The organism is Sphingomonas sp. JC676 (genome assembly GCF_014489075.1).
In the GTDB taxonomy this organism is placed as follows: domain Bacteria; phylum Pseudomonadota; class Alphaproteobacteria; order Sphingomonadales; family Sphingomonadaceae; genus Sphingomonas.
Genome location: NZ_JACTGR010000001.1, coordinates 921,267 through 934,349, shown reverse-complemented (window position 1 = coordinate 934,349; position 13,083 = coordinate 921,267). Strand labels below are relative to the sequence as shown.

General features: G+C 64.8%; 17 protein-coding genes. 6 read left to right on the top strand and 11 right to left on the bottom strand.

Annotated elements, in window-relative coordinates:
* The first annotated feature begins 62 nt into the window (after positions 1–62).
* Positions 63–272, top strand: coding sequence for a hypothetical protein (locus tag IAG41_RS04365; protein ID WP_187727328.1), 210 nt, complete (start codon positions 63–65; stop codon positions 270–272).
* An 18-nt stretch (positions 273–290) separates the two neighbouring features.
* On the opposite strand, the gene IAG41_RS04360 is transcribed toward IAG41_RS04365, so the two are convergent.
* From IAG41_RS04360 to IAG41_RS04335, 6 genes are all read right to left on the bottom strand, one after another.
* On the bottom strand, positions 291–635 hold the full coding sequence (locus IAG41_RS04360) for a DUF6481 family protein (RefSeq protein WP_187727327.1): 345 nt from the start codon (positions 633–635) through the stop codon (positions 291–293).
* 90 nt (positions 636–725) lie between these two features.
* On the bottom strand, positions 726–932 hold the full coding sequence (locus tag IAG41_RS04355) for a cold-shock protein (protein ID WP_187727326.1): 207 nt from the start codon (positions 930–932) through the stop codon (positions 726–728).
* 183 nt (positions 933–1,115) lie between these two features.
* Complete coding sequence (locus IAG41_RS04350) at positions 1,116–1,394, bottom strand: hypothetical protein (protein ID WP_187727325.1); 279 nt, start codon at positions 1,392–1,394, stop codon at positions 1,116–1,118.
* A gap of 54 nt (positions 1,395–1,448) precedes the next feature.
* Entirely contained in the window at positions 1,449–1,604 is a 156-nt protein-coding gene (locus tag IAG41_RS04345; protein ID WP_187727324.1) for a hypothetical protein, read from the bottom strand.
* The gene (locus tag IAG41_RS04340; RefSeq protein WP_187727323.1) at positions 1,597–1,782 is read right to left on the bottom strand and encodes a hypothetical protein; all 186 of its coding nucleotides are present in this window, start codon (positions 1,780–1,782) and stop codon (positions 1,597–1,599) included. The genes IAG41_RS04345 and IAG41_RS04340 overlap by 8 nt, the downstream gene beginning before the upstream one ends.
* A gap of 52 nt (positions 1,783–1,834) precedes the next feature.
* Positions 1,835–2,056 carry a hypothetical protein gene (locus IAG41_RS04335; RefSeq protein ID WP_187727322.1) on the bottom strand — a complete coding sequence of 74 codons (222 nt, stop codon included), beginning with the start codon at positions 2,054–2,056 and terminating at the stop codon, positions 1,835–1,837.
* Positions 2,057–2,488: 432 nt separating this feature from the next.
* On the opposite strand from IAG41_RS04335, the gene IAG41_RS04330 reads away from it, so the two are divergent.
* Positions 2,489–5,341, top strand: coding sequence for a TonB-dependent receptor domain-containing protein (locus IAG41_RS04330; protein WP_187727321.1), 2,853 nt, complete (start codon positions 2,489–2,491; stop codon positions 5,339–5,341).
* A gap of 213 nt (positions 5,342–5,554) precedes the next feature.
* Here IAG41_RS04330 and IAG41_RS04325 read toward each other — a convergent pair whose 3' ends face one another.
* From IAG41_RS04325 to IAG41_RS04315, 3 genes are read right to left on the bottom strand one after another with little or no spacing between them, the layout of a single operon-like run.
* The gene (locus IAG41_RS04325; protein ID WP_187727320.1) at positions 5,555–5,944 is read right to left on the bottom strand and encodes a VOC family protein; all 390 of its coding nucleotides are present in this window, start codon (positions 5,942–5,944) and stop codon (positions 5,555–5,557) included.
* Between the two features lie 24 nt (positions 5,945–5,968).
* Entirely contained in the window at positions 5,969–6,400 is a 432-nt protein-coding gene (locus IAG41_RS04320) for a DUF488 family protein (RefSeq protein WP_187727319.1), read from the bottom strand.
* The gene (locus IAG41_RS04315) at positions 6,397–7,023 is read right to left on the bottom strand and encodes a lysoplasmalogenase family protein (protein ID WP_187727318.1); all 627 of its coding nucleotides are present in this window, start codon (positions 7,021–7,023) and stop codon (positions 6,397–6,399) included. Before IAG41_RS04315 ends, IAG41_RS04320 begins: the two co-directional genes overlap by 4 nt.
* 62 nt (positions 7,024–7,085) lie before the next feature.
* Here IAG41_RS04315 and trmFO point away from each other — a divergent pair, with 62 nt between their 5' ends.
* Positions 7,086–8,399, top strand: coding sequence for a methylenetetrahydrofolate--tRNA-(uracil(54)-C(5))-methyltransferase (FADH(2)-oxidizing) TrmFO (gene trmFO, locus IAG41_RS04310; RefSeq protein WP_187727866.1), 1,314 nt, complete (start codon positions 7,086–7,088; stop codon positions 8,397–8,399).
* Here trmFO and IAG41_RS04305 read toward each other — a convergent pair.
* Both IAG41_RS04305 and IAG41_RS04300 read right to left on the bottom strand, forming a co-directional pair.
* Positions 8,396–8,893, bottom strand: a complete 498-nt coding sequence (locus IAG41_RS04305; protein ID WP_187727317.1) for an EF-hand domain-containing protein — start codon at positions 8,891–8,893, stop codon at positions 8,396–8,398. The two genes, trmFO and IAG41_RS04305, sit on opposite strands and share 4 nt — an antisense overlap.
* A gap of 62 nt (positions 8,894–8,955) precedes the next feature.
* The gene (locus tag IAG41_RS04300; RefSeq protein ID WP_187727316.1) at positions 8,956–9,624 is read right to left on the bottom strand and encodes a squalene/phytoene synthase family protein; all 669 of its coding nucleotides are present in this window, start codon (positions 9,622–9,624) and stop codon (positions 8,956–8,958) included.
* A gap of 114 nt (positions 9,625–9,738) precedes the next feature.
* Between IAG41_RS04300 and IAG41_RS04295 the strand changes: the two genes are divergently transcribed.
* The 3 genes from IAG41_RS04295 to IAG41_RS04285 are packed head-to-tail and all read left to right on the top strand — an operon-like array spanning position 9,739 to position 13,063.
* Complete coding sequence (locus IAG41_RS04295) at positions 9,739–11,802, top strand: TadE/TadG family type IV pilus assembly protein (protein ID WP_187727315.1); 2,064 nt, start codon at positions 9,739–9,741, stop codon at positions 11,800–11,802.
* On the top strand, positions 11,799–12,413 hold the full coding sequence (locus IAG41_RS04290; RefSeq protein ID WP_187727314.1) for a TadE/TadG family type IV pilus assembly protein: 615 nt from the start codon (positions 11,799–11,801) through the stop codon (positions 12,411–12,413). Before IAG41_RS04295 ends, IAG41_RS04290 begins: the two co-directional genes overlap by 4 nt.
* Complete coding sequence (locus IAG41_RS04285) at positions 12,410–13,063, top strand: TadE/TadG family type IV pilus assembly protein (protein WP_187727313.1); 654 nt, start codon at positions 12,410–12,412, stop codon at positions 13,061–13,063. The genes IAG41_RS04290 and IAG41_RS04285 overlap by 4 nt, the downstream gene beginning before the upstream one ends.
* The last annotated feature ends 20 nt before the right edge of the window (positions 13,064–13,083 follow it).

Below are 13,083 nucleotides of genomic sequence, written 5' to 3'. Positions count from 1 at the left end.
ATGTGGACAGCCGGCGTCCTCGCGAACCTACCCCTATGCTGCCAACCTACTGGAGACCCTTCATGTCGAGAACCCCTGTCCGCCCCTATCTCATCCTCAAGGACGAGGCAGGCGTGTTCCGAGTCACCGTCCGGACCACCCGCTATAATTCGCAGGGCTATCCGCTGGTGTCGTCGGAGCTGCTCGACGACGGTTTCCCTACCCAGACCGCCGCGCGCAAGTTCGTCCGCGAGACGTACAAGGGCGAGGCCGTCGACATCGCCACCAAATAGCGGGCGAGCAGGCCCGGCTTACTTCCGGGCCTTTCGCGCCGCGTAGCGCGCATCGCGCTCGGCCTTCTTCTCTTCCTCGGTGCGAACCCGCGCCTGCGCCGACTGTGCCTTGGCTTCCTCCGCCCGCGCCTTCGCCTCGCGTTCCGCGACCAGCCGTTCCGCCCTTGCCCGCTCGGCTTCCGCGCGCTTCGCACGCCTAGCCTCTATCTCCGCCGCTTCACGCGCTTCCCGCGCCGCCTTGCGTTCGGCCAGTTCGGCCTCGGTCGCTACCGGCTTGGCGCGCAGCTTCTCCAGCGCCTTCTGCTTGGCCTGGCGCGAGAGCGCGCTGCGCTCGTTAAAGTCGGGAGCTTTGTAGGCGGTCATTCGGTGAAGCACTTCCTGTGATGGTCAAAACGCAAACGGAGCGGACGCGGCCCTGCCGCATCCGCTCCGCTTTAGCAAATAAAGGCTAGATCAGACGGCCTGGAGATTGACTGCCGAGGACTTGCCCCGCTGGTCGTTCTCGACGTCGTACGAGACGCGCTGGTCGGTCGTCAGCGTCGTCATGCCGGCGCGTTCGACCGCACTGATATGGACGAAGCTGTCAGCGCCGCCGGTCTCAGGCGAGATGAAGCCATAGCCCTTGTCGATATTGAAGAATTTTACTTTGCCGATGGTCATAAGATGTTCCTTTCACGAAACATGGGTTGTCCGGGCGCAGTCGCGTCCGGAGCCAAGGAGCGTGAAATGGAAGGTTATGCCCAAGAGCGTAATTTCCGTCGCAGGCGACGATAGCCACGCTAATATGGGGAACCGTGTCCAGAATACAATGAATATTCGTCCGGAGCGACGCGATTATTTCATTTATCTCCAGCCCATCTCGGCGTCGGCAAAGCCGCGATCGGGATTTTCGCTGAACGATGGGTCGTCGTCCGACTCGAGTTCGAGCGGCAAACCGTTGTCCAGGCCGTTTTCCTGGCGGTGGAGCAGCCGCCGCTCGCGCCCCTCTGCCAACAGCGCTTCCTTGGCCCAGGCGGCGGCGGCGAGGTTCGCCACGGTCTTGACGTTGATCAGGGTCGATCCTGCGGCGAGTGCGTGCTGGCGCGCTTCCTGCGCACGGCACAATATGGATGAGGGTCGCATCGGATATACCTTTCGAACGGAACGATTGCGCCGGCGCCCGAGCCGGCTTCGCGGCTAGTCGGCGCGGCCCGCGCGCCAGGGCAGGCCGGGCAACCGCACCATGTCGCGACCGCACCGCGCGCATTTGCTGGCAAAATGCCCGCGATCCCAATGATTGCTGGCCGGATCGGCGACATGCGTGCCGAACAGTCGATGGAGCAGGTCAAACATGCGCGGTCCCCGCGCCCTGCGCGCGGCGAGCCGCCGCGATCGCGTCCTTCAGCGAGCCATAGCGATAGCCGTTCCAATGGAAATAATCGACCGGCACACGCTGGATGCCATAGGAAAGCATCGCCTGCGCTAGCGTGGCGTCGGTCTGCGGCGGACTTTCAACGATCCTGGGAATCATGTTCGTTTCCTCGTCTTTCGCGGTACGGCCCTGCCGTTGCCGAAGGGATGCGTCAGTCGGGGCTTCGCTGTTTCCATGGCTCGCGGGTGACGGCGCCGTTCAGGACGCGCGTGCCATAGGCCTGCGCCACGGCGGCAGCGCCGTCCGCGTTCATGAAGACGACTCGCGTACCCCGGGGCAGCAGCGGCTCGATCGCGCTGATCGCCGCATTGTGCTTGGCCGACATGGCGACGACCGCGTCGACCGTCGCATCGATATTCACTGCGCGGGACATGGCATTTCCTCCACGGTCGGCAGCGTGCTGCGATCGCTCACGTCGAACAGCGAGAGGATTTGCCTCCGTCGTCCGGGATCGAGCGCAGGCGCAGGCCCAGCGGCGGCCACCGCACGCGCGAGCGACAAGCGCCCTGCAGAAGGAATTTCGAAGGATCGACGCATGCACAGCTCCGCGCAAGAGCGGGAGCACAAGCATCTCTCAGTCGCGCCTTGCCCGAGAACGAAGCGACGCGATGATAAGCATATGGGGTGCAAGGACGAAGGTTACTAGGGCCGACGGAGCCGAATAGCGTGTCACTAACATGACACAGTCGGGGCAGGAACGGCGCAATGGAGTCAGTGTGTCCTTGCAATCCCGCGCAATTTTGTTTCTGACTCACTCCAGATTTGTGGATGAAATATTTCTGAGGCGTATCAGGGAGATGAAGTCATGCACGAGATCAAGCTTAGGAAAAGCGCCGGCGTAGCTATTCTTGCCCTTGCCGCGGCGCTATCGGCTCTCCCTGCACATGCGCAGGAGACGCCGGCCGCCGAGGGCGCCTCCCCGGGCGAGGACATTGTGGTCACCGGCTCGCGCATTCGGCGCAACCCGCTCGATCAGGACAAGCCCGTCGTTACCGTGGATGAAAGTGCGATCGCGCGCACGGGCCTTTCGTCGGTCGCCGACGTGCTGCAGCGCCTGCCCAGCGCCGGTGGCGGCCTCAACACCAAGGTCAACAATGCCGGCAATATCGGCGGGCCGCCCGACGGGACCGGCGTCAGCTCCGGTTCGGCCGAGATCGACCTGCGCTATCTCGCCGCCAAGCGCACGCTCGTGCTGGTCGACGGCCTGCGCTTCGTCAACGGATCGGCGGCCGGCGGCATTCCCGCCTCGGTCGATCTCAACGAGATTCCCGCCAACATGATCGAGCGCGTCGAGGTGCTCCAATCAGGCGCTTCGCCGCTCTACGGCACCGACGCGATTGCCGGCGTCGTCAACATCATCACCAAGCAGTCACAGGCAGGGTTGAGAGCGTCGGCGCAGTTCGGCACCTATCGCCAGGGCGACGGCCACACCCAGAATTACGAGGTGAGCTACGGCATCCAGTCGCCGAATACCGGAACCTCGCTCGTGTTCGGCGCCGCCTATGTGAAGCAGGAAGCGGTCCGCACCGCCGACCGGGATATCTCGCAATGGCCGACGCCCGGCGCGAACAGTTGCGCCGCAGGTGGATGTTCCAGCGCGATTCCGAACGGCCGGTTCGACGTTCTCGGCCAGAGCCTGACCTTGATCGCCCCGGTCATCGGGAGGAACCCGGTCTTCCCCACCGACTTCAAGAATTATTCCTCCACGACCGACTCGTTCAACTTCGCGCCGTACAATTATCTGCTGACTCCGTCGGAGCGCTATGGCGGCTTCATCAACTTCAAGCAGGAGCTGGGCAGCGACATCAACATGCGCGCGAAGCTGGTCTACAGCCATCGCCATTCGAGCACCCAAGCCGCATTCCTCCCGCTGTTCATCGGCCCGGACGCCGGCAACGGCAATCTGCTCGACACCATCTCGGTCGACGCGACCAACCCCTATAATCCGTTCGGTGTCACGCTCTCTTCGGGCGCCAACGGCACCCCTGCCAATTATTCGACGATCCGGCGCCGCCTGGTCGAGGCGGGGCAGCGCCAATTCACGCAGGATGTCGACACGATGTCCGCCACGGTGACCTTCGACGGCAGGTTGGAGCTGTTCGGCCACAATTGGTATTGGGACGTCAACGGCGTCTACGGGATCAACGACGCCCACCAGACCTTCACCGGCAACATCAACGCGGCGAACCTTGCCCGCGCGCTCGGCCCAGTCGCCGCGTGCACCGGCGGCTGCGTGCCGTTCAACATCTTCGGCGGCGCGGGCTCGGTGACGCAGCCGATGCTTAACTATGTGGCCTTTGACGAGCGCGACAAGAGCTCGCAGCGGCTATGGGACTTCACGGCCAACCTGTCCGGCGAGCTGTTCGACCTGCCCGGCGGGGCGGTAGGCGTCGCCATCGGCTACGAGCATCGCGACCAGCATGCCAGCTACGACCCGGATCCGACCATCGTCGCCGGCCTCGGAGCGGACGTGCCGACCAGCCCGGCGCGCGGCGGCTTCAATGTCGACGAGGTCTATGGCGAGCTTCGCGTGCCGATCCTTTCGGGCACGCCTTTCTTCGAGAAGCTCGAGGTCGACGGCGCCGTGCGGCATTCGAACTATTCCTCGTTCGGGAGCAACACGACCTTCACCGTGTCCGGCCTGTGGAAGCCGGTACGCGACCTGCTGTTCCGCGGCGGCTATGCCGAAAGCCTGCGGGCGCCGAGCATCGGCGAGCTCTATGCCGGCCTGTCGCGCACCGACCAGACGATCGACGACCCGTGCACCAGCGCACCGGGCGGCTTCTTCCAGACCAATGCCACGGTCCGGGCGAACTGCATCGCGAACGGGGTGCCGGCCAATGGCAGCTATGCCGAGCCGGTCGGCGGGCAGCTCGGCGTCTTCTCGCAGGGCAATGTCGCGCTGCTACCCGAAACGGCCGAGACCTGGACTGCGGGCGGCGTCTATAGTCCGTCCTGGGCACGCGGCGGCTGGGCGAGCGCGCTCAGCCTCGAGGTCAACTACTATAACATCAAGCTGACGAACGCGGTCGACTCGGTTCCCGCGACACTCACGCTTACCCGTTGCGCGTTCAATGCTGACCCCGTCAGCTGCGCGGCGATCTCCCGCACCGCGAATGGCAATGTCGCGGGCATCAGCGGGCGGCTGCTGAACCTCAATGGCATCAACACTGACGGAATCGACGCCTCGCTTAACTATCGCTCGCCCGAATTCCTCGGAGGGACGGTGGGGCTGATCGCCAATGCCGCCTGGCTGCTCAGATATAACGTGATTCCGCCGTCCGACCTGAACGCGCCGACGCTCGAATATGCCGGTACCGAGCGCGGCAGCCCTGACCAAGCCTATCCGAAGTTCAAGCTCAATGCGACGCTGGACTGGTCGTCGCCCGCCTATGGCGCCTCGTTCACCGGCCGCTACATCAGCAAAGTGGACGAGCGCGACGGCGTTCACACCATGGGAGCGGTGTTCTACGGCGATATCCAGGCCTATTTCTCGCCCGGCTGGATGGACCATCGCTGGCGGTTGACGCTGGGCGTCAACAATCTGTTCAATCGGACTCCACCGGCCTGCTTCACCTGCGACAGCGCGAATTTCGACCCCACGACATATGACCTGCCCGGCCAGTTCGGCTATGCGCGCCTGTCGTTCGGTTTCTGACGCTTAGCGGCTCGACAACCGCAAGGGGCCTGGCGTTGCGGCAACGCCGGGCCCCTTGATTCGATAGCCGGACACAAGCCGAAAAACCGACGAAACATCATGCCGCCAACGCCGCAAAGGGTCGCGGCGCCTTCCTCCCGTCTGCGCCCTTCCCTCGTTGACTGGTAGGGCGGTCTGCCCCGGCCGCCCTACCTTTCCCGTATCAATAGGCCATTACGCCGGACGGTGGCACACCGCCTCGATGTTCATCCCGTCGGGATCGAGCACGAACGCGCCGTAATAGTTCGGGTGATAATGCGCGCGGATGCCCGGGGCGCCGTTATCGCGCCCGCCGGCGCTGATCGCCGCCCGGTAGAACGCATCGACCTGGTCCCGCGTATCCGCGACGAAGGCGATGTGCGTGCCCTCTCCCACCCGCTCATTGTCGCCGATCCAGAAGAAGGGCTTGCCATCCCTGCCAAAACCGATCGCGGTGCCGCCCGCCTCGGTCTGCTCGGGCGTCACGGTCATCAGATTGGCGATGCCGAGCGGCGCCAGGGCGGCCTCGTAGAAGGTCTTGGACGCATCGAGATTGGTCACGGCGAATCCGACATGGTCGATCATGGGTGTTCCTCTCGTGGCAACAGCTCAGGGATATAGGTCCACGACTTCCGCCCCCTCGCCTTCGGCAGCCAGCAGGAGCGTGCGGTGGCAATGTTCGGGGTTGCGCTCGAAGCAGAGCAAAGCGCTCGGCTTCTCGGCAGCGAGCTCGCGCATCTGCGCCGCCTGCAGCTGCGCCTCGGGCAGGCCGAGCTGGGCGTCGTACACCGCCTCCAGCGTGGCGACATCGCCCTTCTTGGCGGCATCACGCCCCGCCTTGGGCGTGCCCAGCGCCTTCAAGCCGACATAGTCGATCCCCGCCTCCTTCAGGCTTGCGGCGAGGATGTTCTTGGAAAAGCCCGGCCGCCGCGACAGCGGCACCGCGCGCACATCGATGATCCGCTCCACGCCGGCCTTTTTCAACGCCGCGATGAACTCGTCCATCGTCGTCGCTTCATATCCGATCGTGAAGATCTTCATCGCCTTAGCCTCGCCAGTACCGTCACCACACCCCAAGCGATCAACGCCTGACCGGCGAAATAGGTCGGCCAGATCAGCAGCCCGGGCAGCGGCGATCCAGCAAGCGGCCCCAGCCGCGCGAAGATCAGCAGGTCAGAGAGGACGAACAACGCCGCGCCCAGCGCTGCGAGCGGAAACCGGCTAACCAGCGCGCTCCCCGCCATCGCACCCAGCCCGAGCGCGTATATCGCGATGCCGCCGGCCGCATCCCGGTCCACGGGCAGCTTCCAGGCAAGGAACGCGACGCCAAGCGCGATCGGCACCGCCAGCCAAGCCGGTCGAGCGGCATTGCGGAGATAGAGCAGCACCGCCACCAGGTGCCCCGCCAGAAACGCGAGCGCCCCGATCGTCAGTCCGTGCGTCTCGAGCAGCACGTCGCCCAGCGCCCCCAGCGCCAGCACCGCGGTGATCAGCCAGCCATCGAGACTTCGCGCCTGCAATCCCGTCCATAGCGTCAGCAGGCCCACGCCGGAGCCCTTCCAGACTATCTCCGCCGGACCGTCGATCCCGATCCAGTGATTGGCGTAGTAACTGCCGCCTGCAACAAGCGCGGCGAGGAGGACGGGAATGATGCGAGCGTTCATTGCGCGAGCATACCGAACTCGCGCCCTTTGTCATGGGCGCGTCATCGGGCTATCCGCGCCCGATGACTCACGACGTTCACATCATCGGCGGCGGCCTCGCCGGATCGGAGGCCGCCTGGCAGCTCGCCCAGGCCGGATACAAGGTATGCCTTTCCGAAATGCGCGGATCGGGCAGCATGACGCCGGCGCACCAGAGCGACCGGCTCGCCGAGCTGGTCTGCTCGAACAGCTTCCGTTCCGACGATGCCGAGCGCAACGCCGTCGGCCTACTCCATCAGGAAATGCGCGATCTCGGATCGCTGATCCTGACCCAGGGCGATATCCACAAGGTCCCCGCCGGCTCGGCGCTCGCGGTCGACCGTGACGGCTTTGCCGATGGCGTCACCGCGGCACTGGCGGCGCACCCGAACATCACGATCGTGCGCGAGCGCGTCGATCAATTGCCGTCCGAAGGCCTGGCGATCGTCGCTACCGGTCCGCTCACCGCGCCCGGGCTCGCCGAAAGCATCGGCAGCGCCACCGGCAAGGACCAACTCGCTTTCTTCGACGCGATCGCCCCGATCGTCCATTTCGAGAGCATTGATATGGAAACCGCCTGGTTCCAGTCGCGCTGGAACAAGGGTTCGGGCAAGGATTACATCAACTGCCCGATGACCAAGGACCAGTATTACGCCTTTCACGCCGGGCTGATGGGCGGCGAGAAGACCGAATTCCGCGAATGGGAGAATGTCCCCTATTTCGAAGGCTGCATGCCGATCGAAGTGATGGCGGAACGCGGGCTCGAGACCCTGCGCTTCGGGCCGATGAAGGGCGTCGGGCTGGATCAGCCGAGCACGGGGCGCTGGCCCTATGCCGTGGTGCAGCTCCGCCAGGACAACGCGTCTGGCACGCTGTGGAACATGGTCGGCTTCCAGACCAAGCTCAAATATGCCGCACAGGTCGAACTGTTCCGCACCATTCCCGGGCTGGAAAAGGCCGAGTTCGCGCGGCTGGGCGGGCTCCACCGCAACACGTTCATCAAGTCGCCCGAACTGCTGGATCCGACGCTACGGCTCAAGTCGCGGCCGAACATCCGCTTCGCCGGCCAGATCACGGGTTGCGAAGGCTATGTCGAAAGCTCGGCGATCGGCCTGCTGGCCGGGCGCTTCGCCGCAGCCGAACTGGGCGGCACTTTGCTTGCCCCGCCCCCGCGCGAGACCGCGCTGGGCGCACTGCTGGCGCATATCACCGGCGAGGCGGAGGTCGAGACCTATCAGCCGATGAACGTCAATTTCGGCCTGTTCCCGCCGATCGAGGGCCGTTCGAAAAAAGCCGACCGCAAGCTGATGTACACCAGCCGCGCGCGCGCCGCGTTCCAGGAGTGGCGCGCGGCCTAGCTTTCGTCGTCTTCCTTCGCCGGAGCGGCCGACGGACCGGGACCCGCGCAAACGCATTGCGGCCGGGTCTTGCCCCTGCCAATCGCGGGCGCTGTCGCCACGAATTCCGCGCGGGTGAGCGCGCCCGACTTGTCCTTGTCGGCGCCAACGAACTTGGTCGTGGACTTGAGCGCCCATTCCTCGAATTCGAGCTTGCCGTCACTATTGACGTCGAGCTTGGCGAAAGCCTTGCGGCGGCTGGCGAGATATTCTTCGCGCGTGACCGATGAATTCCGGTCCTTATCGTAGCGATCGAAGCGCTTCTCCTCTCGCGTGCGTGCGCTGGCACTTGGCGCCTCGGCGGGAAGCTGCGCTTCGGAGCCCATCATGGCCTCGGCCCGGGCAGCAGGCGCGCCGGGCAGTTTCACACCGGGTGAAGCCGATCCGCGAAACAGGAACATCCCCGCGAGCCCCAGCAGCAACGCCGCACCCGCCCCGACAAAATAGCGCCACATCGAACGATCTCCGACCGCCTGATCCCGGCGCGAAGGCTAGCGTCCTCCTGCGCGCTGGCAACCTATCGGCCGGTAATTCGGTGCCAAAATAGACGCATTACCCTGCGGGGGGCGCCGACCGGCGCCGGCGCGCCATGTTCCAGCGCAAGATCGAGCCTGGCGCGATGGGCGAGTGCGCCGAGCGCGCGGCCGTTGCGGCTCCATTTCCGGCTCGTCGCCGCCTCCAGCAGCGGTGCGGCAAGCGCACGGGCGCCCGCCGCCTCCTCCGCCGTGTCGAGGTTGTGCGCCAGGTCCGCGAGGGCCCAGCCCCGGCCAGCCTCGACCAGCGGATCGCCGGGGCCGGCACCCAGCGTCCTGCCCGCAGCTTCGAACAAGCTACCCCTGCCTTCGCCGAAGCGCCGCAGCGCATCCTCGCCGAGCGCGTCCTCCTCGATCAGCACTTCCCAGCCGTGCACGATGGGCACCAGCGACGCCCCCGAAATGCCGAGCGGCAGTAGATTTGCCGCCAGCCCCTGCAGCACCTGTTCGGCGGGGGGCGGCTGCGTGTCGAGCCGAGCCAGCGCCTCCCGCCACCACGCCAGGCGAAGCTGCCCCACCGCGGGCTGGGTAGTAGAGCGCAGCAGCGCCGCCAGCGCATCGTCGAGCGCCAGCAGCGCCGCCAGCGCGGCCCGGCCCTCCGCCGGCGCGTAGACCAAAATCAGCGCACGTTCGGGATCTTGCTCTTCAGTCACCGCGCACCCGCCTCCGTACGATCCCTAAAATCCCGTATTAACCAAGCCCCTTCAGCCGCGATTAGCGAGACTTGCCGCATAGCAGCCCACTGATCGGGGACCGGGGCCTGAGATATGATCGAACGCAAGCATAATTGGACCGACGCGCGAGGCTTTCTCGGCGCTCTCGCACGCGATGTGCGAGCAAACACGCTTGCGATCATGACCATGGCGCTGATTCCCCTCGCTGGCATGGTCGGCGGCGGTATCGACATCAGCCGCATGTACATCGTCAAGACGCGCCTGCAACACGCTTGCGACGCCGGCGCCCTGGCCGGCCGCAAGGCGATGGGCGGCGGCATCTGGGACCAGACTATTAACGGGACCGCCCATTACCCCAACGTATCGGCGGAAAAGTTTTTCGACGCCAATTACAACAAGGATGCCTATGGCGCGTCCGGCGTCGCGCGCAGCTTCAGCGAGGATGCCGGCAAGGTGAGCGGTACTGCATCGGCGGTCCTGCCGATGACGCTCATGAAGATCTTCGGACGCACAACCGAGACCCTTTCCGTCACCTGCGACGCCGAGATGCGGCTGCCGAATACCGACGTGATGTTCGTCCTCGACGTCACCGGCTCGATGGCCAGCAAGGCCGTCAGCACGGACGCGCAGACCAAGATCGAGGCGCTGCGGTCCTCGGTGAAGTGCTTCTACGAGATTGTCGCCCGGCTCGACACCGACGAGGTTTGCGCAGGCGGCAACCCGAGCGGAGGCGTGGGCGATCAGGTCCAGGTTCGCTTCGGCTTCGTGCCCTATGACATGAACGTCAATGTCGGCCGCCTGCTGCCCAATAGCTATTTTGCCGACAAATGGAAGTATCAGGCGCGCGAAGTAACGGCGCGATACGGACTGTGGAATCGGTGGGACAGTAGCTCGACGACCAATGCCGGTGCCTGGAGCGCATACGAGAATACCGGGGTTTCGGAGTTCAACAACAGCAACGGTAATTGCAGCGGAACCTCGGTACAGGTTCCCAGCGACACCTATACCCCGACGAGCGGCCAGCCTTATTATCCGGACTCGGGCATGGACCCGAATGCCGAGTGGCGGGCCTATGGCCCTGCCATCCAGGAGAATTTCCGTCGCCAGAGCGGCACCAGCAGCGACAAATATTGCCGCCAGCAGAAGCGGACGCGCAGCATCTATCGCAGGTCGTGGTTCACGCCGGTTTCGGAGGGCACGCCGAACGCGTTGACGTTCCCGGCATGGTCCTACAAGCAGGCGGAGATTGACATCTCCAGCCTGAAGAACGGGACCGACTATAATTCGGGCGTCACGATACCGCTCGGCAATTTCCCGACCAACGCCCCTGTCGGCACGACGCCGCCCAACGCCTCGTTCGCCTGGGATGGATGCGTCGAGGAACGCAAGACCGTGCGCGATACCACCTACAGCCCGCTCCCGGCCGATGCCTACGACCTCAACATCGATATGGTGCCGACCGCGGATGCCGATACGCAGTGGGGTCCCGTACTGCCGACATTGATCCAGCCGCGAAAGGCAAGCTTCAGCAACAGCGGATCCTACACGACCGACACCATCAATACGTTCTATCAGGGCAATTATACTGGCGAAATCTATGACTGTCCGACCGCGGCGAAGAAGCTGCAGAAGTGGCAGGACCCCTCGACGTTCGACGCTTATGTCGATTCGATCTGGGGGGGCGGCAACACCTATCACGACATCGGCCTGGTCTGGGGCTCGCGCCTGATCTCGCCGACAGGCCTGTTCCGTGCGGAGAACGAGTTCACGCCGGGCGGCGGTGAGATCCAGCGCCACCTCATCTTCATGACCGACGGTGAGGCATGTACCAACGAATACAACTACCAGGCATATGGCGTCGCCTGGTGGGATCGCCGCCAGACCGATCCGTCGACGCCACCGACCAGCGGCTGCGTCACCACCGGTACGCTGACCCAGCAGGTCAATGCGCGCACCCAGGCTCTTTGCAGCTCGATCAAGAACAAGAACGTCACCCTGTGGGTGATCTGGTTTGGCGCCTCGAACGCGACGATCGAGAACATGCTCAAGGCCTGCTCGACACCGGGTCGCTATTTCGCCGCGCGCAACCAGGCCGACCTGCAGAAGACGTTCCAGTCGATCGCGAGCGAGATCTCGCAGCTGAGGCTCACAAAGTGACGCGCTTCGCCCTCCTGCGCAGGCTGGCGCGCGAAGAGCGGGGCGCGGCCCTGGTCGAATTCGCGGTGGTGGCGCCGGTAATGGGCCTGTTGCTGCTCGGCGCCTTCGACGTCGGCCACACGCTCTACATGCGCTCCGTCCTTCAGGGCGTCGTGCAGAAGACCGCGCGCGATTCGACGCTCCAGGACGGCGGCACGCCCCAGGAGCAGCAGATGCTCGACGACCGCGTGCGCGCGCAGACGAGCGCGATCGCGAACAACGCCGAAATCAACATCACCCGCCGCTTCTACCGCACCTTCTCCGAGGCCTCGGAAGCGAAGGCCGAAGCGTGGAGCGACACAAACGGAGACGGGCGCTGCGACGACGGCGAGCCCTATGAGGACGCGAACCAGAACCAAGTCTGGGACGCGGACGGCGGCAACCAGGGCCAGGGCGGCGCCAAGGATGCGGTGCTCTACACCGTCACCGTCAAATATCCGCGCATGTTCCCGCTCTACAACCTTATCGACGGCGAACACACGACGACGATTTCGGCGGAGACCGTTCTCAAGAACCAGCCGTTCGGCGACCAGGGAAGCTATGGCGCTCCCACAGTGCGGAATTGCCCATGACCAAATCGAAGCGCCTCCTTCATTCGCTGGCGGCACTGCGCAGCAATACCAGCGGCGTGGCACTGCTCGAGTTCGCGTTCGCGCTGCCGATCCTGCTTACGATGAGCCTGACCGGCGCCGAACTGACGAACTACATCACCACCAAGATGCGGATCAGCCAGATGGCACTGCATTTGGCGGACAATGCCGCGCGCATCGGCACGGGCAGCCAGCTCCAGGCCAAGACGATCAGTGAGGCCGACATCAACGATCTGCTGACCGGCGCGCAGCTGCAATCCGGCGAGCTGGATCTGAAGACCAACGGCCGCGTCATCCTCTCCGACATCGAACCGACCGCTGCGGGCGCGACGACGTACAAGGTCGGCTGGCAGCGCTGCTATGGCAACAAGAACACCTATGTGCCGCTCTATCCGCCGGCCGGGCAGTCCAAGACCAGCATGACGGGTATCGGACCGGCCGGCCGCCAGACCATCGCCCCCGATGGCGGCGCGGCAATGTTCGTCGAGATCTATTACGAATATACGCCGCTGGTGAAGACGTCGCTCTCGCCCTCGACCAGCATGGTCGAGATCGCCTCGATGATGGTCCGCGACCGCCGCGACCTGACCCAGATCTACAACGCCGAGCACGTCATCGCTGCGACTTGCTGACGGGGCCGCCGCTGTGGGCG